At 55.2% G+C, this 21,975-nt stretch carries 20 protein-coding genes; 11 read left to right on the forward strand and 9 right to left on the reverse strand.

The window, feature by feature from the left end; genetic code table 11:
- Positions 1–198 precede the first annotated feature (198 nt).
- From PG888_RS07490 to repC, 9 genes are all read left to right on the forward strand, one after another.
- Positions 199–822, forward strand: coding sequence for a recombinase family protein (locus PG888_RS07490; RefSeq protein WP_270693097.1), 624 nt, complete (start codon positions 199–201; stop codon positions 820–822).
- 786 nt (positions 823–1,608) lie between these two features.
- Positions 1,609–4,074: an EcoAI/FtnUII family type I restriction enzme subunit R gene (hsdR, locus tag PG888_RS07495; RefSeq protein WP_270693099.1), complete on the forward strand. Its 2,466-nt coding sequence runs from the start codon at positions 1,609–1,611 to the stop codon at positions 4,072–4,074.
- A gap of 120 nt (positions 4,075–4,194) precedes the next feature.
- Positions 4,195–5,697, forward strand: coding sequence for an N-6 DNA methylase (locus PG888_RS07500; protein ID WP_270693101.1), 1,503 nt, complete (start codon positions 4,195–4,197; stop codon positions 5,695–5,697).
- Positions 5,697–7,478, forward strand: a complete 1,782-nt coding sequence (locus PG888_RS07505) for a restriction endonuclease subunit S (protein WP_270693103.1) — start codon at positions 5,697–5,699, stop codon at positions 7,476–7,478. Before PG888_RS07500 ends, PG888_RS07505 begins: the two co-directional genes overlap by 1 nt.
- Positions 7,478–8,185: a DUF3800 domain-containing protein gene (locus tag PG888_RS07510; RefSeq protein ID WP_270693105.1), complete on the forward strand. Its 708-nt coding sequence runs from the start codon at positions 7,478–7,480 to the stop codon at positions 8,183–8,185. The genes PG888_RS07505 and PG888_RS07510 overlap by 1 nt, the downstream gene beginning before the upstream one ends.
- Positions 8,179–8,664 (forward strand): hypothetical protein, encoded by a 486-nt coding sequence (locus PG888_RS07515; protein ID WP_270693107.1) that lies wholly within the window; start codon positions 8,179–8,181, stop codon positions 8,662–8,664. The genes PG888_RS07510 and PG888_RS07515 overlap by 7 nt, the downstream gene beginning before the upstream one ends.
- A gap of 469 nt (positions 8,665–9,133) precedes the next feature.
- Positions 9,134–9,469 carry a helix-turn-helix domain-containing protein gene (locus tag PG888_RS07520; protein WP_214003623.1) on the forward strand — a complete coding sequence of 112 codons (336 nt, stop codon included), beginning with the start codon at positions 9,134–9,136 and terminating at the stop codon, positions 9,467–9,469.
- A 7-nt stretch (positions 9,470–9,476) separates the two neighbouring features.
- Positions 9,477–10,328, forward strand: a complete 852-nt coding sequence (locus PG888_RS07525) for a helicase RepA family protein (RefSeq protein ID WP_270693110.1) — start codon at positions 9,477–9,479, stop codon at positions 10,326–10,328.
- Positions 10,329–10,374: 46 nt separating this feature from the next.
- On the forward strand, positions 10,375–11,154 hold the full coding sequence (repC, locus tag PG888_RS07530) for a replication protein C, IncQ-type (protein ID WP_234935951.1): 780 nt from the start codon (positions 10,375–10,377) through the stop codon (positions 11,152–11,154).
- Between the two features lie 294 nt (positions 11,155–11,448).
- On the opposite strand, the gene PG888_RS07535 is transcribed toward repC, so the two are convergent.
- From PG888_RS07535 to PG888_RS07575, 9 genes are all read right to left on the reverse strand, one after another.
- Complete coding sequence (locus PG888_RS07535) at positions 11,449–12,588, reverse strand: site-specific integrase (protein WP_270693113.1); 1,140 nt, start codon at positions 12,586–12,588, stop codon at positions 11,449–11,451.
- A gap of 164 nt (positions 12,589–12,752) precedes the next feature.
- Positions 12,753–14,114, reverse strand: coding sequence for a tRNA uridine-5-carboxymethylaminomethyl(34) synthesis GTPase MnmE (gene mnmE / locus PG888_RS07540; protein ID WP_058052647.1), 1,362 nt, complete (start codon positions 14,112–14,114; stop codon positions 12,753–12,755).
- A gap of 110 nt (positions 14,115–14,224) precedes the next feature.
- Complete coding sequence (gene yidC, locus PG888_RS07545; protein WP_058052648.1) at positions 14,225–15,871, reverse strand: membrane protein insertase YidC; 1,647 nt, start codon at positions 15,869–15,871, stop codon at positions 14,225–14,227.
- A 5-nt stretch (positions 15,872–15,876) separates the two neighbouring features.
- Positions 15,877–16,125: a membrane protein insertion efficiency factor YidD gene (yidD, locus tag PG888_RS07550; protein ID WP_010672280.1), complete on the reverse strand. Its 249-nt coding sequence runs from the start codon at positions 16,123–16,125 to the stop codon at positions 15,877–15,879.
- Complete coding sequence (gene rnpA, locus PG888_RS07555) at positions 16,092–16,451, reverse strand: ribonuclease P protein component (RefSeq protein ID WP_005339313.1); 360 nt, start codon at positions 16,449–16,451, stop codon at positions 16,092–16,094. The genes yidD and rnpA overlap by 34 nt, the downstream gene beginning before the upstream one ends.
- A complete protein-coding gene (gene rpmH / locus PG888_RS07560) occupies positions 16,451–16,585 on the reverse strand; it encodes a 50S ribosomal protein L34 (protein ID WP_005307156.1) in 135 nt (44 codons plus the stop codon). Before rpmH ends, rnpA begins: the two co-directional genes overlap by 1 nt.
- 270 nt (positions 16,586–16,855) lie before the next feature.
- Positions 16,856–17,590 carry an amino acid ABC transporter ATP-binding protein gene (locus PG888_RS07565; RefSeq protein WP_270693114.1) on the reverse strand — a complete coding sequence of 245 codons (735 nt, stop codon included), beginning with the start codon at positions 17,588–17,590 and terminating at the stop codon, positions 16,856–16,858.
- Between the two features lie 87 nt (positions 17,591–17,677).
- Positions 17,678–18,346, reverse strand: a complete 669-nt coding sequence (locus PG888_RS07570) for an amino acid ABC transporter permease (RefSeq protein ID WP_111808823.1) — start codon at positions 18,344–18,346, stop codon at positions 17,678–17,680.
- Entirely contained in the window at positions 18,347–19,105 is a 759-nt protein-coding gene (locus PG888_RS07575) for an amino acid ABC transporter substrate-binding protein (RefSeq protein WP_270693116.1), read from the reverse strand.
- Between the two features lie 311 nt (positions 19,106–19,416).
- Between PG888_RS07575 and dnaA the strand changes: the two genes are divergently transcribed.
- The gene (gene dnaA, locus PG888_RS07580; RefSeq protein WP_042063291.1) at positions 19,417–20,787 is read left to right on the forward strand and encodes a chromosomal replication initiator protein DnaA; all 1,371 of its coding nucleotides are present in this window, start codon (positions 19,417–19,419) and stop codon (positions 20,785–20,787) included.
- Between the two features lie 82 nt (positions 20,788–20,869).
- Positions 20,870–21,973, forward strand: a complete 1,104-nt coding sequence (gene dnaN / locus PG888_RS07585; protein WP_270693118.1) for a DNA polymerase III subunit beta — start codon at positions 20,870–20,872, stop codon at positions 21,971–21,973.
- Positions 21,974–21,975 lie beyond the last annotated feature (2 nt).

The following is a 21,975-nucleotide window of genomic DNA, read 5'->3' on the forward strand; positions in this document are numbered from 1 at the left end:
TATTGAACTGTCAGGAGCTGGCTGCACAACAGCCATTACGCCCAATCAACTGGTGCAGTCGTCTTCTGAAAATGACAGGTGGTTCTAAAAAGGTATACCCCATAAAAACCACTTAATACCCTCTCGAAAATCATATTGAAACCACTTATATTGAACCAATAATCAGGAACCATTTTAAACAGACTGATGGGGGTTTCAATGTTCATACGGGCGTATTTACGTGCATCGACAGTGGAACAGGATGCTGAGCGGGCACGAGAGCTGCTGATTGGTTTTGCTGCTGAGCATGCCCATCAGATTGCCAGTTTCTATGTGGAGAATGAGTCGGGGGCGACGCTGGACAGGCCTGAGCTTATGAGGCTGATCCGCGACGCAGCAGATCGTGACATTGTGCTGGTAGAGCAGATTGATCGTCTGGCCCGTCTCAATCAGACAGATTGGCAAACACTGAAGCAGTTGTTGGCCCAGAAACAGCTCTCCATCGTTTCTCCTGAACTTCCGACTTCCTGGGTGGCATTACAGGGGGACGGCCGCTCCGAGTTCACCAGCGCAATCTTACAGGCTGTAAATGGCATGCTGCTGGATATGCTGGCAGCCGTCGCTCGCAAAGACTACGAAGATCGCCGACGCAGGCAACAGCAGGGTATTGCCAAGGCCAGGGATGAGGGGAAATATCGCGGTCGCCAGAAAGATGAAAAGAAGCGTCAGCACATCGCACAGTTGTTGAGCACCGGACACAGCTACTCGGTGATCCAGGAAATGTTGGGCTGCTCCCGCCATCTGATTTCGTGCGTGGCAAAAGAGGTCCGTTCAGCAAAATAGCGGGTCATTTATCCGAGGCACCCATGCGGCGCTTCTCGATATACAGCCACGCAGCAAAGGCGCCAAACCCTATCAGGAATGAAAACAGGAGGATCAGGATGACGATGCTGTTCATGGTGATGGCCTCAGGTGTAACGGATAAAGGATGCAATCAGGTGATCGTGTGACCAAACTCCATATCACCATGGACTTCGCTCAGGAAAAAATCAACAACGCAATGAAAGTATTGAAGTTTGTTCGCTCGTAACAAACATGATTGCGTGGAATCACGCAGGATGTGGAGCCATGGAATGAACACTGTCATTCCCAACCAATTCCCGTCCAGTTTCTTTCCACATAACTATCTATCTGGAAAAGTGGTGCGAATTTTCCACATAGTGGAATGCCTGTTCAGAACGAGTTATGTGGAATCCTGATCGAAGACTTCCTATCTATCTGGAAATTTCGTGCTGTTTTTCTCTCTGGAATATTGGTCATCTTGTTTGAAGGGATGATGGACTCTGGTGTGCTGAAATATGGGGGGCGGATTCCTATCTATCTGGAATCTTGGCCTCTGCATTCAGCGAGAGCCAAACCGGCTGACTTGCGATGGGACTAACTCAAGCGATGCCCTTCAACAAGCATTCACTACGACCTAGTTATGCCATTGCCAGACGTATCCTTGGCCAGAAGGCATGCCATCAAGAGCAGCACCCCATGTTGCTTTATGAGTCTGAAATCAATAAAACCCGGCTGAATTTATGAGAGAATCTTGAGCAATATTGTCCCCCGACCGGAAGAGTGCTCATGGCCGAGATCAACAAAGCAACCCTTACCGAAGCCGACATCATTTCGAAATACCTGCTGCCTGCCATCAAGGCGGCGGGTTGGGATGACCTGACCCAGGTTCGCCAAGAGGTGAAGCTGCGGGATGGCAAGGTGGTGGTTCGCGGCCAGATGGCGGCACGCAAAAAGGTCAAATCGGCCGATATCGTGCTCTATCACAAGATGGGCTTGCCACTGGCGGTGATCGAGGCCAAAGCCAACAAGCATGAGATTGGCAAGGGGATGCAACAGGGGCTCGATTATGCCCGTCTGCTGGATGTGCCGTTCGTATTTGCCAGCAACGGCGATGGCTTCGTATTTCATGACAAGACCAATCCGGCCAAGCTGGAATCCGAGATCGCGCTGGAGGACTTCCCCAGCCCCGGCCAGCTTTGGGACAAACTCTGCACCTGGAAGGGTTACACCCAGGCACAGTTGCCTGTCATCAGTCAGGACTATTACTCGGATGGCAGCGGCAAATCTCCCCGCTATTATCAGCTGCAGGCCATCAACAAGACCGTAGAAGCCATCTCGAAAGATGAGGATCGGGTATTGCTGGTGATGGCCACCGGCACCGGCAAGACCTACACCGCATTCCAGATCATCTGGCGTTTGTGGAAGGCGGGCGCCAAGAAGCGCATCCTGTTTCTGGCCGATCGCAACATTCTAGTAGATCAAACCAAGATCAATGATTTTCAGCCCTTTGGCTCGGCCATGACCAAGGTCACCGGGCGCACGATCGACCCCGCCTATGAGATCCACCTTGCCCTCTATCAGGCGCTCACCGGGCCGGAAGAGTCACAGAAAGCCTTCAAGCAGGTCTCCCCTGATTTCTTCGACCTGATCGTGGTGGATGAGTGCCATCGGGGCAGTGCCGCTGAAGACAGCGCCTGGCGCGAGATCCTCGAATACTTCTCATCGGCTACCCAGATTGGTCTCACCGCCACGCCCAAAGAGACCGAGACCGTCTCCAGTACCGATTACTTCGGTGACCCTGTTTATACCTACTCCCTCAAAGAGGGAATCGAAGATGGCTTTCTTGCCCCCTACAAGGTGGTGCGGGTCGATATCGATGTCGATCTGCAGGGGTGGCGTCCCACCAAAGGGCAGATGGACAAACAGGGCAACCTGATTGAAGACCGTATTTATAACCAGAAGGATTTTGACCGCACCCTGGTGATCGACGAGCGTACCCAGCTGGTGGCCGAAACCATCACCAACTACCTCAAGAAAACCGACCCGATGGCCAAGACCATCGTGTTCTGCAACGACATCGATCATGCCGACCGGATGCGACGGGCGCTGGCGAACCTTAACCCCGAGCAGATGCTGAAAGATGATCGGTATGTGATGAAAATCACCGGCGATGATGACCTTGGCAAAGCCCAGCTCGACAACTTCATCAACCCGAAAAAGCCCTATCCGGTCATCGCTACTACCTCCGAGCTGATGACCACCGGCGTCGATGCCAAAACCTGCAAGCTGGTGGTGCTGGACCAAAACATCCAGTCCATGACCAAGTTCAAGCAGATCATCGGCCGTGGCACCCGCATTGACGACAAGTACGGCAAGCTCTGGTTCACCATTCTCGACTTCAAGAAGGCCACCGAGCTGTTTGCCGATCCCCGTTTCGACGGTGAGCCGGAGCGCGTCATGGTGGTCAAACCGGCAGACATCAACAATCCGGATGAAGGCTTGGGCGATATCATCGATGGCGCCGATCCACTGCCTGCCGATGAACCCGGCGACCATGGCGATCCGTTTGCCCCCGGGGTAGATGAACAACCCGGCACTTACACAACCGGTAGTGATGGTGGCCAGAGTGGCGCAGGGGGTCAGGGCGCAGGCCCGCTGGGTGGCCCCGAGCCCGGGGTCAGCAAGTATTATGTCAACGGCGTGGCGGTCAGCGTCATCGCTGAGCGGGTGCAGTATTACGATGCCGATGGCAAGCTGGTGACCGAATCCTTCAGGGACTACACCAAGAAGACCCTGCTCAAAGAGTTTGCCACCCTCGATGCCTTCACCAAACGCTGGCAAGCCGCCGAACGCAAGCAAGCCATCATGGATGAATTGGCTCAGGCGGGCGTGCTGTGGGAGGTGTTGGAGCAGGAAGTGGGCAAGGAGCTCGACCCGTTCGACCTTATCTGCCATGTGGTATACGATCAGCCGCCACTGACCCGCCGTGAGCGGGCCAACAACGTCAAAAAGCGCAACTACTTCACCAAGTACAACGATACCGCCCAGCAGGTGCTTACCAGTCTGCTCGACAAGTATGCCGATCAGGGAGTTGTGGAGATTGAGACCAAGGATGCGCTAAAAGTCGCCCCCTTTACCGAGCTGGGTCGTCCGCTTGAGTTGGCCAAGAAGGGTTTTGGTGGCCCCAAACAGTTCGAGCAGGCCATCACCGAACTGGAGCAAGAAATTTACCGTGAGCAGCAGAGCGCCTGACGACCTGACTGCTTCTGAACTACCATGCGGCCATTCCAATGATGGCCGCTTGTTTTATCGATACTCCTGACGCATTCGCCCCTGTATTCGTCACCATTTTTGTAAAAAGCAGAGAATCCCATGTCATCCATCAGCTCAGTCATCAAATCCATTCAGGACATAATGCGCAAGGACGCCGGTATCGACGGTGATGCCCAACGCCTCGGCCAGCTCTCCTGGCTGCTGTTTTTGAAAGTGTTCGACGCCCAGGAAGAGGAGCTGGAGTTTGAGCAGGATAACTATCGCTGCCCCATCCCCGAGCGCTTCCTGTGGCGTAACTGGGCGGCCGATAGCGAAGGGCTGACTGGCGATGCCCTGCTCGATTTCGTCAACAATGACCTGTTCGACAGCCTGAAAAACCAGCCTGCCAATATCGATCTCAACCCCCGTGGCTATGTGGTGAAAGAGGCGTTCAGCGATGCCTTCAACTACATGAAGAACGGCACCCTGCTCAAGCAGGTGATCAATAAGCTCAACGAGATCGACTTTACCGACAGCAGCGAACGCCACCTGTTTGGCGATATCTACGAGCAGATCCTGCGCGACCTGCAAAGCGCCGGTAACGCGGGCGAGTTCTACACCCCCCGCGCCGTCACCCGCTTTATGGTGAACCGCATCGACCCCAAACTCGGCGAGCGGATCATGGACCCGGCCTGCGGTACCGGCGGCTTTCTCGCCTGCGCCTTCGACCATGTCAAAGAGCACTATGTCGAGACCTCAGCCGACCATCAGACTCTGCAGCAGCAGATCCTGGGGGTTGAGAAGAAGCAACTGCCTCACCTCCTTTGCACCACCAATATGATGCTCCACGGTATCGAGGTGCCGGTGCAGATCCGCCACGGCAATACCCTCGACAAGCCGCTGTCGAGCTGGGATAGCGATATCGATGTGATCCTCACCAACCCGCCCTTTGGCGGCACCGAAGAGGATGGCATCGAGCAGAACTTCCCCGCCGATCTGCGCACCCGCGAGACCGCCGACCTGTTCCTGCAGCTGATTATCGAAGTCCTTGCCCCGGCAACAAATGGCAAGGGCGGTCGCGCTGCCGTGGTGCTGCCCGATGGCACCCTGTTTGGCGAAGGGGTCAAAACCAAGATCAAGCAACTGCTCACCAGCGAGTGCAACCTGCACACCATAGTGCGGCTCCCCAACGGCGTGTTTGCCCCCTATACCGGCATCAAGACCAATATCCTCTTCTTCACCAAGGGCCAGCCCACCAAGGATGTCTGGTTCTACGAGCACCCCTATCCGGCTGGGGTGAAGAACTACAGCAAAACCAAGCCGATGAAGTTCGAGGAGTTTGACGCCGAGATTGCCTGGTGGGGCGATGAGGCGGACGGCTTTGCTGCCCGGGTTGAGAACGAACAAGCCTGGAAGGTCAGCATTGACGAGATTGTGGCCCGTAACTTCAACCTCGATATCAAAAACCCCCATGTCGGTGAGCAGATAAGCCATGACCCTGACGAGCTGCTGGCGCGCTATGCCGCAGAGCAGGCTGAAATCCAGACCCTGCGTGACCAACTTAAAACCATTCTCGGTGATGCTTTAGGTAAGGGCACTGCCAAGCAGGAGGGACAGGCATAATGGCAATCGAGAATCTGATTACCGACCATCTGGATCTCTGGACTGCGGCGGTGCGCCCGAAAAGCAGTGCCGGGCGTGGCAGCAACAGCAAGCTGGAACTCTCCGGCATCAAAAAGCTGCGTGAGTTGATCCTGGAGCTGGCCGTGCGCGGCAAACTGGTACCGCAAGACCCCAGCGATGAACCGGCCTCCGTGCTGTTGGAACGAATTGCAGCCGAAATGGGGCGGCTAGTGAAAGAGGGCAAGATTAAAAAGCCCAAGGCATTACCGCAAATTAGTGAGCAAGATAAGCAGTTTGAACTGCCGGAAGGATGGGAGTGGGTAACACTAGGCTCATTAGGCGTTATCACATCTAGTAGCCGAGTGAACAAGAAGGACTGGGTAGCTACTGGCGTACCATTTTTTAGAACCCGTGAGATCGTTCAGTTATCTAAGTTTGGTATGTGTGATAATGAACTTTTTATATCTGAGCGTCTTTATGATGAGTTAATCTCTAGTGGGACAGTGCCTGAAAAAAATGATGTCATGTTGACTGGAGTTGGAACTATCGGTATCCCATACGTTGTTATGGAACATGATAGATTCTATTTCAAAGATGCTAGCGTCTTGATATTTAAAAACATATTTAATCTTCAGCCTAACTACCTTGACTTATTTTTCCGTAGCCCATGTTGGATTGAGCAAATACATGATGGGAGTATGGGCACAACAGTACATACCTTAACAATTGTTAGGGCAAATGCCATAAAAATCCCCATACCTCCTGCTGAGGAACAACAGCGCATCGTTGCCAAAGTGGTTGAGCTTATGGCCCTCTGCGACCAGTTGGAGCAGCGCAGCGAATCTCAGCTGGCAGCCCATCAGATGCTGGTGGAGACCCTGCTCGCTACACTGACAGACTGTATCGACGCCGACGAGTTGGCGCAAAATTGGGCGCGGTTAAGCACTCACTTCGATACCCTCTTTACCACCGAGGCCAGTATCGACGCCTTGAAACAGACGACCCTGCAACTGGCGGTAATGGGCAAGCTGGTACCGCAAGACCCAAGCGATGAACCCGCCTCCGCCCTGCTGGAGCGCATCGCCGCCAAAAAAGCGCTGTTGGTCAAAGAGAAGAAAATTAAAAAAGATAAACCGCTGCCTGCGATCAGCGAAGACGAAAAGCCGTTTGAGCTACCGCAAGGATGGGCGTGGTGTCGCTTTGAAGATATTGTTGATATCCAAAGTGGGATAACGAAAGGCCGGAAATTAATAAACAGAGCATTAACTACAGTGCCTTATTTAAGTGTTGCCAACGTTCAACGTGGGTATGTTGATGTGACAGGCATTAAGTCAGTTGAGCTTCCTATTGATGAAGTTGAAAAATATCAGGTTTTGACTGGTGATCTTCTGATTACTGAAGGAGGTGACTGGGATAAGGTTGGTCGTACAGCAATTTGGGCAGATGAAATGCCATATGTCGCACACCAGAACCATGTGTTTAAGGCTAGAAAGTTTCTTCAAGAACAGGATGAGTCTTGGTTAGAGATGTTCCTGAATGGGCCTTCAGCTAGAGATTATTTTGCTGGTTCAAGCAAGCAAACGACTAATTTAGCATCAATCAACAAAACACAATTACGTGGTTGCCTAATTGCCATCCCACCCAAAAATGAAAAAAGTTGTATTGTTGCCAAAGTCGATGAATTAATGAATCTCTGTGACCAACTTAAAGCCCGCCTGCAAACCAGCCAGCAGACCCAACTTGCCTTGGCCGAGTCGCTGGTAGAAGGAGCCCTTGCCTGATGAGCCGCATATTTAATGTCTATTGCGATGAGTCCTGTCATCTGGAGAACGATGGTCAATCGGCCATGGTGCTTGGAGCTGTATGGTGTCCGCTGGATAAGCGCCACGAGATCGTACGTCGCTTGCGCGAGATCAAGCAAAAGCATGGGTTGGCGCCGGATTTCGAGGTGAAGTGGACCAAGGTTAGTCAGTCGAAACTCTCCTTCTATCGTGACCTGCTAGATTACTTTTTCGATGATGATGACCTTCACTTTCGTGGTCTGGTTATCCCGGATAAATCACAGCTAAATCATGAAGCGTTTGGGCAGAGTCATGACGACTGGTACTACAAAATGTATTTCGTCATGCTGAAGACGATCTTTGAGCCGCAGAATGGCTATCGAGTCTATATCGATATCAAGGACACCTTGGGGCATGAGAAGATCAGCAAGTTGCATGATGTTTTGTGCAATAACACGTATGACTACTCGAAGAAAATCATTCATCGGGTACAGCGGATCCACTCTCATGAAGCCGAGTTGCTGCAAGTGGCGGATCTTTTGATCGGAGCCCTGAGCTATTTGCATCGAGGGTTGACCAGCAGCGAAGCCAAGCTGGCTTTGATTGAAAGAATACGGCAACGAAGTGGTTACAAGCTGACGCACAATACCCTTCTGCGAGAGAGCAAGTTCAATCTGATGGTCTGGTGCAGCAGGGGTGGATGGTGATGCAACCGGTATGGCTACCTGACCTCATTCTGATGACCGCCTCTGGCGGTGATTGGGGGCGTTTTTTCTCTGCTGTTTATGCGGCCTTCGAACAAGACTTTGTACTCAACAAACCCGAGTTCAGAGGCAAGCGTCTTGGTCTGAAACGTCATCCTGAATATGCCGGGAAATCAGCGACCTTCTGGCACATGATTTCAACTGGAGAAGTTGAAGCAGAGCGAGAACCCGATTTACGTCGATGCGAACGCATCCGCTGGCCCAAACCCATCATCGAGAATGATAGCGATCCTGAGCTGAAGGTGTGGGCTGAGCCTCGTGGCAAGCTGCAACGCATCCATATCTGGTTTGAAGCAGAAGGCTACCTCGTCGTGCTGGATGATCGCGGAGAATATATCCTGCCGTGGACGGCATTTTTCATCGAACATGAGCACGAACGGCGCAAGTACAACAAGCGCTGGGAACGGTATGGGAGTTATTGACTGCTAGGGGAGGGAATTAAGCTGGCCGCGCCCTCCGGAGAGGACGGGGCCGTAACTCCTTCTACGCTGACGCCAAAGGCTGGTAGATGAGATGCGCAAAGTGTAACGGTTACCCCGATGATTAGCAACCGACTGGCTGTATGGCGAAGTAATAAGGCGTGTATGCCGACACAAAGACAGATTCAAAAAAACAACCTCGGCGTAAGTTGCAAAGCAACCAAGAGGCCGGGGTCATGTTGCGGGCAACCTTAAAGAGACGCCCTCTTTCAGTCAAACATTTTTACCCCATTTTGTGACGGATCTGGTGGAGCCTGATGACTTTACTGGCGGTTTCTCGCCAAAATTTCACATGTGAAAATTTTCCAGAAAACGCTGTAAGTGCCCATTTTGGGCACTTACAGCGCTCTGGATTTCGTTAGGTCCCCGGTACGCTTTGCATGTTGATGTTTGTTACAGGGAGATCATCTGCATGCGTGAGCAAAATCCGGCTATTTACAGCGATCCTACGGGTTCGATTCTGCGTGAACTCCATGAGTTGAAACATCTAGTTCGCCAACAGGGGTTAGCACAGAGAGAGGTTCTCTCGGCTGAGGAGTGCGCCGAACTGCTGGGGGTATCGGTCAGCTATGTGTACCGGTTGACCAGCGAGAGGCGCTTACCGCACTACAAGCCGCAAGGGAAAAAAATTTATTTCAGGAGGGATGAGCTGCTGGACTGGCTGCTCTCCCACCGCATTTCACCGGACGCCGAACTCACTGAGCATGTGACCAAGCGTGTACGGCAAGCTAGTCATGGGCGGCTGTGAGGCTGTTATGGCGCAAGATCTCATTGCATCTCACTGGCCCCAGGATCTCCGGTCGGCTTTTGTTGAACCTCCGAAACCCCTCGATTTTGTCCTCCCGGGGCTGCCAGTGGGCTGCGTTGGTGCTTTGGTGTCACCGGGAGGAGTGGGTAAATCGATGTTGGCATTGCAACTGGCAATGCAGATATCCGGTGGGCCGGATTGGATTGGACTTGGCAAGCTGGGCAGGGGGGCTGTGCTCTACCTGCCTGCCGAGGATCCTTGGCCTGTGCTGCACCAGCGTTTGTTCACCTTGGGCGGATATCTTGACGCTGAACTTCGTGCCAACGTTGAACGAGATCTTCGTCTTATACCGCTGCAGGGATCCAGTCCAAATGTGTTGGATAGCCACTGGTGGGAAGCGATTGCCATTTGGGCTGAGGGGGTCAGGTTGGTGGTTATCGATACACTGAGACGCTTTCACGATGCCGACGAGAATGCAGCCTGTGCTATGACACTGGTGCTGGGTCAGCTGGAACGGCTGGCCATGCTGAAGGGATGCGCTGTGTTGTTTGTACACCACACCAGCAAATCCGCAGTTTTCCAAGAGGCTGGAGATCTGCAGCAGGCAAGCAGAGGTTCGTCGGTACTGGTGGACAACGTCCGCTGGCAGGCCTATCTCGCCACTATGACCAAGAAAGAGGCGCAGCAGCTGGGCGTATCGGCAGAGCTGAGCCAACTTTACGTGCGGTTTGGAGTAAGCAAAAGTAATTATGGGCAGCCACTACCGGAGCGCTGGTTGGTGCGGGGGGAAGGTGGCGTATTGTACCCCGCCAAATTGGACGAAACGCGCCGAGAGAGAGGTAAACGTGCCTTGCTTTGAATTGACCCATGCTCGGCATGACCATATGCACTGCCTGGCACCAGGATTGTTCAGAGCCATCGCTCCAGGTCAGCGCCGCCGAGACAAGCTGGATGCGGTGTATCGATTCGGTGGGGGCAATCAGATTGAGTTTTCCGGGCCAGAGCCGCTGGGTGCCGATGACCTTCGTGTGCTTCAGGGACTGGTTGCCCTGGCTGGTGTTGAGGACTATAGCGCCATCATTGAGCCCATTGCAGCTACCGGGGAGGGCAACAGCTTGCGTACCCTGCTAGAGCCTCGCTGGGCAGCCAATCAGCAACGAGTCTTGGTGGTCAAAAGCAGCCTGCACAAACTGGCCAAGGAGATTGGCTACGCCAACCCTCGTGACACCAATACGGTGCGCCGTTGTGTCGAGCGGTTATGGAAGGTGTCGGTAATAGCGCAGGTAGCAGGCCAGCGCAGCGGTTTTCGTCTGCTTGCGAACTATTCCAGCGATGCCCTGACCGACGGGCTCTTTGTAGCGCTCAATCCTTTGCTGACCTCCGCCATTATGGGCTCTGGCCGCCATGTTCGTATCGACATGACAGAGGTGCGGCGCCTGAGTGGCGGTATCACCAGACTGTTGCATCAGCGGTTATGTGCCTGGGTCGATGTTGGCCAGAGTCGGACGGTACAGCTAGACACCTTGGTTGCTTATGTTTTTCCTGAGGAAGCCAGCATGGCCACTCACCGCAAGCGGCAATCGCGAGTCCGCAAGGCATTGAATGAACTGGCTGAACTGGGCTGGTCAATCAGTGAACATGCCAAGGGGCGGTTTACCATCGGTCGGCCTGCGCTATCACGATAATGGTCACAAACCATCACGATAATGGTCACAAAGTTCACGATATTGGTCACAGGACTAATCAGTCAAACCCAAGTGCTACTTGGGCTGCAGACCGATCCTGAAATTCGATCTAGATTATCTAAGATGATCTACGCCAGCGCTGGGTAGCGCCGGCGTTTTTGTTGGCTCTTCCTGGCTAGGATTTGCTTCCTGCACTTACTGGTTAAGTATCAGTGCTGCCTGCCGGTTGGCTACTGCGGCTACTTCAGGCTTCTCACTGGCTAGGAGCTCATCAAGGGCGCGTCCCATCTTCTATCACTCCAATACGTTGGGAAAATCGAGCATGGCATCTCGGCGCCGTGATTCAAGGATGTCTGCATAGATCTCTGTGGTTCTCAACTCGCTGTGTCCCAGTAAGCGGGAGAGAGCATAGATATCGACGCCGCGGTTAAGCTGGATCACGGCGAAGGTATGACGCGCGCTGTGGAAGGTTACCTTCTTGGTTATACCCGCCTGCAACGCCCAGCGGGTGAGCTCCATGTTGTGCCAAGCCGAATACTTGAGGCCCTTGAAGATCCGCTCTGTTACCTTGCCTGGGCGCCCCATCAGCTGCATCGCCATGTCATTCAAATCCAGGTATTGCAGGCCGCTGGTCTTTTTCTGGGTGAAGACGATACGGTAATGGCCATAGAAGGGCTCCAGCTCGGCCCAGGTCAGCTTGTGAATGTCGGACCAGCGTAAGCCAGTGCAACAAGAGAACAGAAAGGCGCGCTTAAGAACGTCGTACCGGCACTCGGCCTGGGCCAGCGCTCGAACTTCGTCTTCGGTCAGGTAAACCCGTTTGTTCTTCTCCCCCTGGATAGCTTTGACACGTCGTACCGGATTATCCGGTAGCAGCCGTTCCTGCTCAGCCTGGTTCAGGGCCGCCCTTAACTTGTTGAAATAGGCACTCTGGGTGTTGCGGCTCAGTGGTGTGCCGCTTTTGGTGCGGGCCTTGTGCATCAGGTAATGCCGAAACCCCTCCAGGAACAGCTGATCTACTTCCTCGAAAGTCAGCTCCGGCAGCTTATGGTACTGGCGTAAATGCTTGAGGGCTGATATCCAGATGGAATGGTTGCTCTTGCTGCCTGCCGCCTTTTGGTCTGTAACCTCTTGGAAGTACTCGAAGAAGCTGGCCTTGTAGGCGTTCGAGAAATCCAGATGGTGTTTACCAGTCTCGTACTCGAAGAGTCGCTTGGCGCGGATGGCTTCGGCTGCTCGCTGGGTTTCTTTGTTGTGGAGCCGCTGTGCTGGGGTACGCGGCTTGTCGTACAGGAAGAGATCCAGGGGCTCTCTGCTGCGTTTGTGCTTGCGGATGCCCGTGGTTGGGTCAAGGTAGGAGCCGGCGTAGTAGGTTAAGCGCAGATCGCGCTTGCCTTCGGCGTCCGGTTCGCGGAATTCGATGCTGATCTTCATAAGTGTGTCCCCCGAAAGTACCCCGAGAGGTTACTTCGGGGTACTCTCGGGGTAAATTCTCACGAAACAAGATCAGGCAAGAACAGCCATTAAAAAACAAAGTTCAATACTTACAATGAGTTACGTTCTCAGTGGCTGCTTTTTATTGCTGATTTTTCACCACATTACTTGCCGATGCAGAAGCTGGAGAAGATGCGGCCCAGCAGATCGTCGGAGCTGAATTCGCCGGTGATCTCGGAGAGAGACTCCTGCGCGAGGCGCAGCTCTTCGGCCACCAGCTCGCCAGCCACGAACACTTCCAGCTGCTCTTTGGCCACCAGTAGGCGCTCGGCGGCGCGCTCCAGCGCATCCAGATGGCGGCGGCGGGCCATAAAGCCCCCTTCGGTGTTGCCCTGGAAGCCCATGCACTGTTTAAGGTGCTCGCGCAGTGCGGGCAGCCCCAGCTCGGTCTTGGCTGAGATGCGGTAGACGGCGTGGCCCTGCTCCTGGCTCGGTGCCAGATCCTCGCCGGTCAGGTCGGCCTTGTTGCGAATGACGGTGAGACCGATGTTTTTTGGCAACCGATCAACAAATTCCGGCCAGATCTCCCGCGGGTCAATCGCATCAGTAGTGGTGCCATCCACCATAAACAGCACCCGATCGGCCTGTTCGATCTCGGCCCAGGCGCGCTCGATACCGATCTGCTCCACCTTGTCCTGGGTGTCACGCAGACCGGCGGTGTCGATGATGTGCAGCGGCATGCCATCGAGATGGATGTGCTCGCGCAGCACGTCGCGGGTGGTACCGGCGATCTCGGTGACGATGGCCGACTCGCGCCCCGCCAGGGCGTTGAGCAGGCTCGATTTGCCGGCGTTGGGACGACCGGCGATCACCACCTTCATCCCTTCCCGCAGCAGGGCGCCCTGTTTGGCTTCCCCGCGCACGTCGTCCAGCTCGGACATGATGCTGTAGAGGTCGCCTGCCACCTTGCCGTCGGAGAGGAAGTCGATCTCCTCGTCCGGGAAGTCGATGGCCGCTTCCACATAGATGCGCAGCCTGATCAGGCTCTCCACCAGTTGCTGGATTTTGCTGGAGAACTGCCCCTGCAGGGAGTGCATGGCGCTGCGGGCGGCCTGTTCGCTGGAGGCTTCGATCAGATCGGCGATAGCTTCGGCCTGCGCCAGATCCAGCTTGTCGTTGATGAAGGCGCGCTCGCTGAACTCGCCGGGGCGGGCAGGGCGGATACCGTCGATTTTCAGAATGCGGCGGATCAGCATGTCCATGATGACGGGGCCGCCGTGGCCCTGAAGCTCCAGCACATCCTCGCCGGTAAAGCTGTTGGGGGCTTTGAACAGCAGGGCAATGCCCTGATCCAGTACCTGGCCTTGCTCATCCTTGAACGGCAGATATTCGGCGTAGCGCACCCGCGGGAGCTTGCCGAGCACTATCCCGGCGACCTGTTCGGCGGCGGGGCCGGAGACCCGGACTATGCCGACGCCACCACGGCCTGGCGCGGTGGCCTGGGCCACGATCGTATCTGTTGTCATCTTGCTTGGCTCGTTTGTTCGCTGATAGGAAAACGTAGTGGGAGACATTGTAATAAAAAAGGCGGCCCGAAGGCCGCCTCTTTTGTCATCACGGGAAGATTAGCTGCGCATCAGTTGCGAGTGTGCAGGCCTTTCTTCTCCAGCTGACGATAGATGATGGTCTGCTGGGTAATGGAGATGACGTTGCTCACCAACCAGTACAGAGTCAGGCCAGCCGGGAACCAGAGGAACATGAAAGTGAAGATGATCGGCATGAACTGCATCACTTTCTGCTGCATCGGGTCGGTCACTGTGGTCGGGCTCATCTTCTGCAGATACCACATGGAGGCACCCATGAGGATTGGCAGCACGAAGAAGGGGTCCTTCACTGACAGGTCAGTGATCCACAGGGCAAACGGCGCGTGACGCAGTTCGACGGACTCCATCAGTGCCCAGTAAAGGGCGATGAAGATCGGCATCTGAACCAGGATCGGCAGGCAGCCACCCAGCGGGTTGACCTTCTCCTTCTTGTACAGCTCCATCATGCCCTGAGACATCTTCTGGCGGTCGTCGCCGAAGCGCTCGCGCAGGGCCGCAATCTTGGGTTGCAGCATGCGCATCTTGGCCATGGAGGTGTACTGGGCCTTGGTCAGCGGGAACATGATGCCGCGTACCAGCAGGGTCAGCATGATGATGGCCAGACCCCAGTTCTGGACGAAACCGTGGAACACGGTCAGCAGCCAGTGCAGCGGTTGGGCGATGAACCACAGCCAGCCGTAGTCGACGGTCAGGTCGAGGTGGTTAGCCACCTTGGCCATCTGGTCTTGCAGCTTGGGACCGACCCACAGCTTGCTGGTCACTTCGGCCTGTTGGCCGGCGGCCACGTCTACCAGCGGCGCCTTGTAACCGATGATGGCCTGGCCTTTACCAGGGATCACGCGGCTGTAGAAGCTGTTGGTATCGTCGGCATTTGGTGCCCAGGCAGAGACGAAGTAGTGTTGCAGCATGGCGACCCAACCACCCTTGGTGGTCTTGTTCAGGTCGGCATCTTTCATCTCGTCGAAGGTGTACTTCTTGTAGCGAGTCTCTTCGCTGGAGAAAGCACCACCACGGTAAGCGCTGGCTACCATGGCATGACCTTCCTGATCCTTCGGCGTCGCTACGGTCTGCTTCAGCTGACCATAGAACTGCACCTGAACCGGCTCGGCAGATTTGTTGTCGATCTTGTAATCAACGCCAACGGCATAGTCGCCACGCTTGAGGATGAACTCCTTGGTGAAGACCACACCCTTGCTGTCGGTCCAGGTCATCGGGACGACGACTTGATCCTGACCATCGGCCAGCTGATAGCTGGTCTGGGCGGCTTCATAGGTAGGACGACCTTCGGCCTGACTGTCCGGACCATTGCGACCCACCAGACCGCTCTGGGCGATATAGAGGTGCTCAGGCTGGCTGGTCAGCAGCACGAACGGTTGGTCCTTGCCCTCTTCCAGTTTGTGAGACAGCAGTTCGGCAGACACGACGTCACCACCCTGGGTATCCAGGGTCAGCTTGAGCACGTCGGAGGAGACGGTGATCAGCTTGCGTGCGGCAGTCGCGTTGGCTTGCTCGGAAACCTGAGGAATATCACCGGTCTGACCGGCTTCAGGTACGAAATGTTCGGTTTGGGCCACGGTAGTCGGGGCCGGCTTCGGAGCCTTGTCGGACTCCCACTGTTGCCAGAGCAGAAAGCTCACGAACAGCAAACCGATCAGGAGTAGATTGCGTTGTGATTCCATAGTCTTCAGTTTCTTCGCTTTGGTTGCGGAACCGGGTCATAACCACCCTCGGATAAGGGATGGCATTTTAATAGACGTTTGCTAGCTAACCAAACGCCTTTTATGAAACCGTGAAGTCGGATGGCTTCTATCGCAAATTGGGAACAAGTTGGAGTAAAACGGCAGCGCGGCCCGAGCAGAGGGCTAATGATTAGCTGATACAGACGTATCAGTTTGATAGCTACCCATTGCAACGGCGTGACAGAGTGCGCCATAGCTTTTCCAGTAACTTGAACAGTTCCTCGTTATCCATCTCTTTCACACCGGCCTTGGCGATCACCACGATGTCGATAGCGGGCAGCTGATGTTGTTTGAGGCGGAAACTTTCCCGGACCACCCGTTTGACACGGTTACGCCAGACGGCACGCTTGAGTGCTTTTTTGGGCACAGCGAGACCAAGACGAGAGTGTTCGAGTGAATTGGGGCAGGCGAGAAGCGTAATTTGCGGGGAAGCAGCCCGGACAGGCTCGGCGAAAACGCGTTTGAAGTGTTCGGGAGTTAACAGACGTAACTCCCGAGAGAAGGTGTGCTGGGTAGGCATTAAACTACCAGACGGGCACGACCCTTGGCACGACGAGCGGCCAGAACTTTACGACCGTTGGCAGTTGCCATGCGGGCGCGGAAACCGTGAGAGCGCTTGCGCTTCAGGTTGGACGGTTGAAAAGTACGTTTCATGATTCGATTCCGTATTTCTGTACAGTTTTGATTGTCACACTTAGCCGACGCGCCAGCTATAGCGTGTGACGACTAGCAAAAGAGGCCGAATTCTAAACAGAGTTCGGCTTTTAGTCAATCCGCCGTTCCCTCTCATCCTGCCATGGTCTTGAAAAGGCCACTGCCGAGCGTGAGGATCCAGAGGATCAAGGGCTCCGGATTATACTGGCAACCCGGGGTTAAACAAGGGATCCCTCAATAAAAAAGGCGGCCAGGCCGCCAAAGAGAGAGCTATTTAAGGACTTTCCGCAAGAACTCCCGGGTACGGGGATCCTTGGGATCGACCAATATCTGATCCGGCGGGCCCTGTTCGACGATCCGCCCTCCTTCCATGAAGATCACCCGATCGGCAACATCACGAGCAAATTCAATCTCATGGGTCACCACCACCATGGTCTGGTGCTGGCGGGCCAACTCTTTCATCAACCCCAAAACCTCGTCGACCCACTCGGGATCGAGGGCCGAGGTGGGCTCGTCAAACAGGATCACCTTGGAGTGGGCCGCCATGGCGCGGCCAATGCCGACCCGCTGCTGCTGGCCGCCGGAGAGCGACGCCGGATAGGCATCCTGCTTGTCGGCGAGGCCAATGTCCTTGAGGATGCCGAGCGCAGTGGCGCGGGCCTCGGCTTTTGGCTGCTTCCAGACGGTGATCAGCCCCTCGGCGATGTTGTCGAGCGCCGTCTTGTTGGCAAACAGGGCGTAGTTCTGGAACACGAAGGAGGCGCGCTTGCGCAGCTCGATCGCCTGCTGTTCGCTGGCCTTGGCCAGATTCAGCTGCAGATCGTCGATGGCAAGGGTGCCCGCATCCGGGGTCTCCAGCAGGTTCAGGCAGCGCAACAGGGTCGATTTTCCGGTGCCGGAGGGGCCGATGATGACGACAATTTCCCCCTTTTTGACCTCCAGATCGATGCCGTTGAGCACCTGATTTCCGTCATATGCCTTGGAGAGGCCGGTTAGCTTGATCATGAGAGCCCTCCTTTAAACAGGCGCAGTGTTAAAACGGACTTCCGGCGTGCATTGCAAGCGGGTCAGTTGCTTTGTCATGGCAAACCCCTAATAGGCACGGTTGAGACGAATTTCCAGCAGGTGCTGCAAGCGGGTGAAGAAGATCACCACCACCCAGTAGACCAGCGCCACCGCCATGAAGCTCTCGAAGAACTTGAAGGAGGAGGAGGCTTCCATCTGCGCCTTGCCCATGATCTCGGCCACCCCAAGGGTGAAGGCCAGCGAGGTGCTCTTGATCATGTCGATGAAGTAGTTCATCAGCGACGGGGTGGCAATACGTGCCGCCTGCGGCAGGATGATCCGCTGCATCGCCTGATAACGGCTCATGCCGATACTGAGCGCCGCTTCCATCTGGCTTTTATGAATGCCGAGGATGGCGGCGCGGATCGACTCGGCCATGTAGGCGGCGAAGTGCAGGGTCAGACCGACGATGGCGGCGGTAAAGGCATCCATCCCCACGAAGATCGGGAATAGTTGCGGCAGTCCGTAGTAGAGCAGGAATAGCTGAACGAGTAGCGGTGTACCCCGAAAGAACGAGATATAGAGCATCGCCAGCCAGTGGATCGCGGGGACGCGAAACACCCGTACTATCGCCAGGGCCAGCGAGAGTACGAGTGCCAGCACGAATCCCCACAGGGCCATCTCCATCGTGGTGCCCAGATATTTGAGCAGGATGGGAAACAGCCCCAGCGTGTATTCGAGGTCAAATTCCATCATTTATTTGTCGGTGATGTCGGAAGCGAACCATTTTTCGGAGATCTGACGCAGGGAGCCATCATTGCGCATGGCGGTCAGGGCCTCGTCGACCTTCTTCAGCAGCGCCTGTTTCTCCGGGGTCTTCAGGAAGGGCAGGGCGTTCTCGATGGTTTCGAACGGTGCGCCAGCCTGTTGCAGCGGCAGCTTGGACTCTTTGATCAGCTGGGCGGTAGAGACGCGGTCCATCACGAAGGCGTCGATGCGACCCAGGGCGACATCCTGCTCGAAGGCGGAGTCATAGGTGCGGATATCGATCTTCTTGTTCGGGTCATTCTTGCGCAGCAGCTCTTCGAAGTTGGAACCCAGGTTCACGGCAACGCTCTTGCCTTCCAGATCCTTGATGCCGTGGATGGTGCTGTTACCCTTGCGTACCACGATCTGGGCGCCGTCATAGACGTAGGGCTGGGAGAAGTCGTACTTCGCCTTGCGCTCGTCGGTGATGGTGATCTGGTTGGAGATGGTATCGACGCGACCGGTTTCCAGCATGCCGAACAGGCCGGAGAAGCTGGCGGTCACGAACTCGACCTTGTAACCGGTGCGCTCACCGATCTGGTTCCACATGTCCACCTCGAAGCCCTGCAGCTTGTCCTGCTTGACGAAGGTGAACGGGAAATATTTGCCAGACATGCCGACCTTGATGGTCTCCTGGGCGATGGCCTGACCGGACAGGGTGGCGAGCAGCATGGCAGCGCCGGAAATCAGTTTGATGGATGTTTTCATGGTGTTTCTCTCTCTCAATGTCTTGTATTTGTAGTTGTAATAACTGGTTTGGCCCTGATGTTATTGGAATAAAATTTAAAAAATAAATGACATTTGGTTATATGAAATAACAGGAGAGAGGGACGGGATCCGTTAATTCAGGCAGTGGATCAAGCTGTGGGTAACTTTGGGGATGAAATCCGATCCAAAGGCGCTGGATCCTTGAAAGTCAAGGATCTTATTTGCCGGATCCACCGGGCGACGGCTGGAGATCCGGCGGCTAAAAACGTAGAATAGCCGGTCTTTAGTTAATCAATCGACAGGAGTTTAGAGTGACTGCTTCGCTATGGCAGCAGTGCCTTAACCGGCTGCAAGATGAGTTGCCCTCGGCAGAATTCAGCATGTGGATCCGGCCGCTTCAAGCGGAGTTGAGTGACAATACTCTGACCCTGTATGCACCGAATCGCTTTGTTCTGGACTGGGTACGAGATAAGTATCTCATCCGGGTTAACGGCATCATCAATGAACTCTATGGGGTCGACGGCCCCACCCTGCGTTTTGATATAGGCAATCGTCCCCATCCCGTCGCTGTCGCCAGAGCGCCAGTGCAGGGGGCCGCGCCTGTGAATAACTTGCAGAAGAGCTGGGAACGCAAGGCTGAAACCAAGCCAGAGCCGAACCACAAGAGCAACACCAACGTGAACTATACCTTCGAGAATTTCGTCGAGGGTAAGTCCAACCAGTTGGCGCGTGCGGCTGCCCGTCAGGTAGCGGACAATCCGGGTGGTGCTTACAACCCGCTGTTCCTCTATGGCGGCACCGGCCTGGGTAAAACCCACCTGCTGCACGCCGTTGGCAATGCCATCAAGGAGAGTAAAAAAGATGCCAAAGTCATCTATATGCACTCCGAGCGGTTTGTTCAGGACATGGTGAAAGCGCTGCAAAATAACGCCATTGAAGAGTTCAAGCGTTACTACCGCAGCGTCGATGCCCTGCTCATCGATGATATCCAGTTCTTCGCCAACAAGGAGCGCTCCCAGGAGGAGTTCTTCCATACCTTCAATGCCTTGCTGGAAGGTAACCAGCAGATCATCCTGACCTCGGATCGCTATCCGAAGGAGATCAACGGTGTCGAGGATCGTCTCAAGTCCCGCTTCGGCTGGGGTCTGACCGTGGCGATCGAACCACCGGAGCTCGAGACCCGCGTCGCGATCCTGATGCGCAAGGCCGATGAGAACCAGGTTCACCTGCCGGACGAAGTGGCCTTCTTTATCGCCAAGCGTCTGCGATCCAACGTCCGTGAACTGGAAGGCGCCCTCAACCGGGTGATCGCCAACGCCAACTTCACCGGTCGTGCCATCAACATCGATTTCGTGCGCGAAGCGCTGCGCGATCTGTTGGCACTGCAGGAGAAGCTGGTCACCATCGACAATATCCAGAAGACGGTGGCGGAGTACTACAAAATCAAACTGGCGGATCTGCTCTCCAAGCGGCGTTCCCGCTCCGTTGCCCGTCCGCGTCAGCTGGCGATGGCACTGGCCAAGGAGCTGACCAACCACAGTTTGCCGGAGATAGGTGATGCCTTTGGTGGCCGTGACCACACTACAGTTCTTCATGCCTGCCGCAAGATTGAGCAGCTGAAGGAGGAGAGTCACGACATCAAGGAGGACTATTCCAACCTGATCCGTACTCTTTCTTCCTGATAACGGACGGAGTGGACAGATGCAGCGCGAATATTCCAACCTGATCCGAACCCTTTCCTCCTGATAACAACGGAGAGCACAGATGCAGCTCGAAATTAGCCGTGAGGCCCTGTTACGTCCTCTGCAACTGGTGTCCGGCGCCCTCGGCGGCCGACCGACCCTGCCGATCCTCGGCAACGTGCTGCTTGATGTCAGCAACGGTTTGCTGTCGCTGACCGGTACCGATCTCGAAGTAGAGATGATCGGTCAGGTCTATCTGAACGGGGCCAGTGAAGATGGCCGCACCACAGTACCGGCGCGCAAGCTGCTGGATATCTGCCGTGGTCTGCCGGAAGGCGCCGAGATCCGTCTCAATACCGAAGGCGAGCGCCTGATCATCCGGTCAGGTCGCTCCCGCTTCAACCTCTCGACCCTGCCAGCGACCGAGTATCCGAACATCGAGGATTGGGAATCCGTGCTCGAGTTCGATATCAGCCAGCTGGAGCTGAAAAAGCTGATCGATGCGACCCAGTTCTCCATGGCCAGCCAGGACGTGCGTTACTACCTGAACGGCATGCTGTTCGAGAGCGAAGGTCTCGGTCTGCGTACCGTGGCGACCGACGGTCACCGTCTGGCCACCTGCCGCCGCGAGGTAGTCGGGGAATCGCTGCCCGATCATCAGGTTATCCTGCCCCGCAAGGGCGTGCTGGAGCTGGTGCGGCTGCTGGAAGCAGAAGACAAGCCGGTACGGCTGCAGATCGGTCGCAGCAACCTGCGTGCTGCGCTGGACGGCTTCATCTTCACCTCCAAGCTGGTGGATGGCCGCTTCCCGGACTGGCGCCGCGTCATTCCGCGCAACAGCGACAAGGCGCTCATCGCCGGCCGTGAGGATCTGCGTCAGGCGTTTGCCCGCGCCGCCATCCTCTCCAACGAGAAATTCCGTGGGGTGCGTCTCAATCTGCAGGAAAACCTGCTGCGCATCACCGCCAACAACCCGGAACAGGAAGAAGCTGAAGAGCTGCTTGACGTACAATATGCCGCTGGCGAGATGGAGATCGGCTTTAACGTCTCTTATGTGCTCGACGTGCTGAATACGTTAAAATGTGACCAAATTCGGATTAGCCTGAGCGATTCCATCAGCAGTGCCATTATTGAGGATTTTGAACATCAGGATGCTCAGTACGTGGTGATGCCGATGCGGATCTAGTC

Origin of the sequence: Aeromonas sp. QDB23, assembly GCF_027707745.1 — a bacterium.
Lineage (GTDB): Bacteria > Pseudomonadota > Gammaproteobacteria > Enterobacterales > Aeromonadaceae > Aeromonas > Aeromonas allosaccharophila.

Coding starts and splice junctions, on each gene's coding strand:
- PG888_RS07490 (WP_270693097.1), top strand. CDS start 199: ATGTTCATACGGGCGTATTTACGTGCATCGACAGTGGAACAGGATGCT.
- hsdR (WP_270693099.1), top strand. CDS start 1,609: ATGGCCGAGATCAACAAAGCAACCCTTACCGAAGCCGACATCATTTCG.
- PG888_RS07500 (WP_270693101.1), top strand. CDS start 4,195: ATGTCATCCATCAGCTCAGTCATCAAATCCATTCAGGACATAATGCGC.
- PG888_RS07505 (WP_270693103.1), top strand. CDS start 5,697: ATGGCAATCGAGAATCTGATTACCGACCATCTGGATCTCTGGACTGCG.
- PG888_RS07510 (WP_270693105.1), top strand. CDS start 7,478: ATGAGCCGCATATTTAATGTCTATTGCGATGAGTCCTGTCATCTGGAG.
- PG888_RS07515 (WP_270693107.1), top strand. CDS start 8,179: ATGGTGATGCAACCGGTATGGCTACCTGACCTCATTCTGATGACCGCC.
- PG888_RS07520 (WP_214003623.1), top strand. CDS start 9,134: ATGCGTGAGCAAAATCCGGCTATTTACAGCGATCCTACGGGTTCGATT.
- PG888_RS07525 (WP_270693110.1), top strand. CDS start 9,477: ATGGCGCAAGATCTCATTGCATCTCACTGGCCCCAGGATCTCCGGTCG.
- PG888_RS07535 (WP_270693113.1), bottom strand. CDS start 12,588: ATGAAGATCAGCATCGAATTCCGCGAACCGGACGCCGAAGGCAAGCGC.
- mnmE (WP_058052647.1), bottom strand. CDS start 14,114: ATGACAACAGATACGATCGTGGCCCAGGCCACCGCGCCAGGCCGTGGT.
- yidC (WP_058052648.1), bottom strand. CDS start 15,871: ATGGAATCACAACGCAATCTACTCCTGATCGGTTTGCTGTTCGTGAGC.
- yidD (WP_010672280.1), bottom strand. CDS start 16,125: ATGGCGCACTCTGTCACGCCGTTGCAATGGGTAGCTATCAAACTGATA.
- rnpA (WP_005339313.1), bottom strand. CDS start 16,451: ATGCCTACCCAGCACACCTTCTCTCGGGAGTTACGTCTGTTAACTCCC.
- rpmH (WP_005307156.1), bottom strand. CDS start 16,585: ATGAAACGTACTTTTCAACCGTCCAACCTGAAGCGCAAGCGCTCTCAC.
- PG888_RS07565 (WP_270693114.1), bottom strand. CDS start 17,590: ATGATCAAGCTAACCGGCCTCTCCAAGGCATATGACGGAAATCAGGTG.
- PG888_RS07570 (WP_111808823.1), bottom strand. CDS start 18,346: ATGATGGAATTTGACCTCGAATACACGCTGGGGCTGTTTCCCATCCTG.
- PG888_RS07575 (WP_270693116.1), bottom strand. CDS start 19,105: ATGAAAACATCCATCAAACTGATTTCCGGCGCTGCCATGCTGCTCGCC.
- dnaN (WP_270693118.1), top strand. CDS start 20,870: ATGCAGCTCGAAATTAGCCGTGAGGCCCTGTTACGTCCTCTGCAACTG.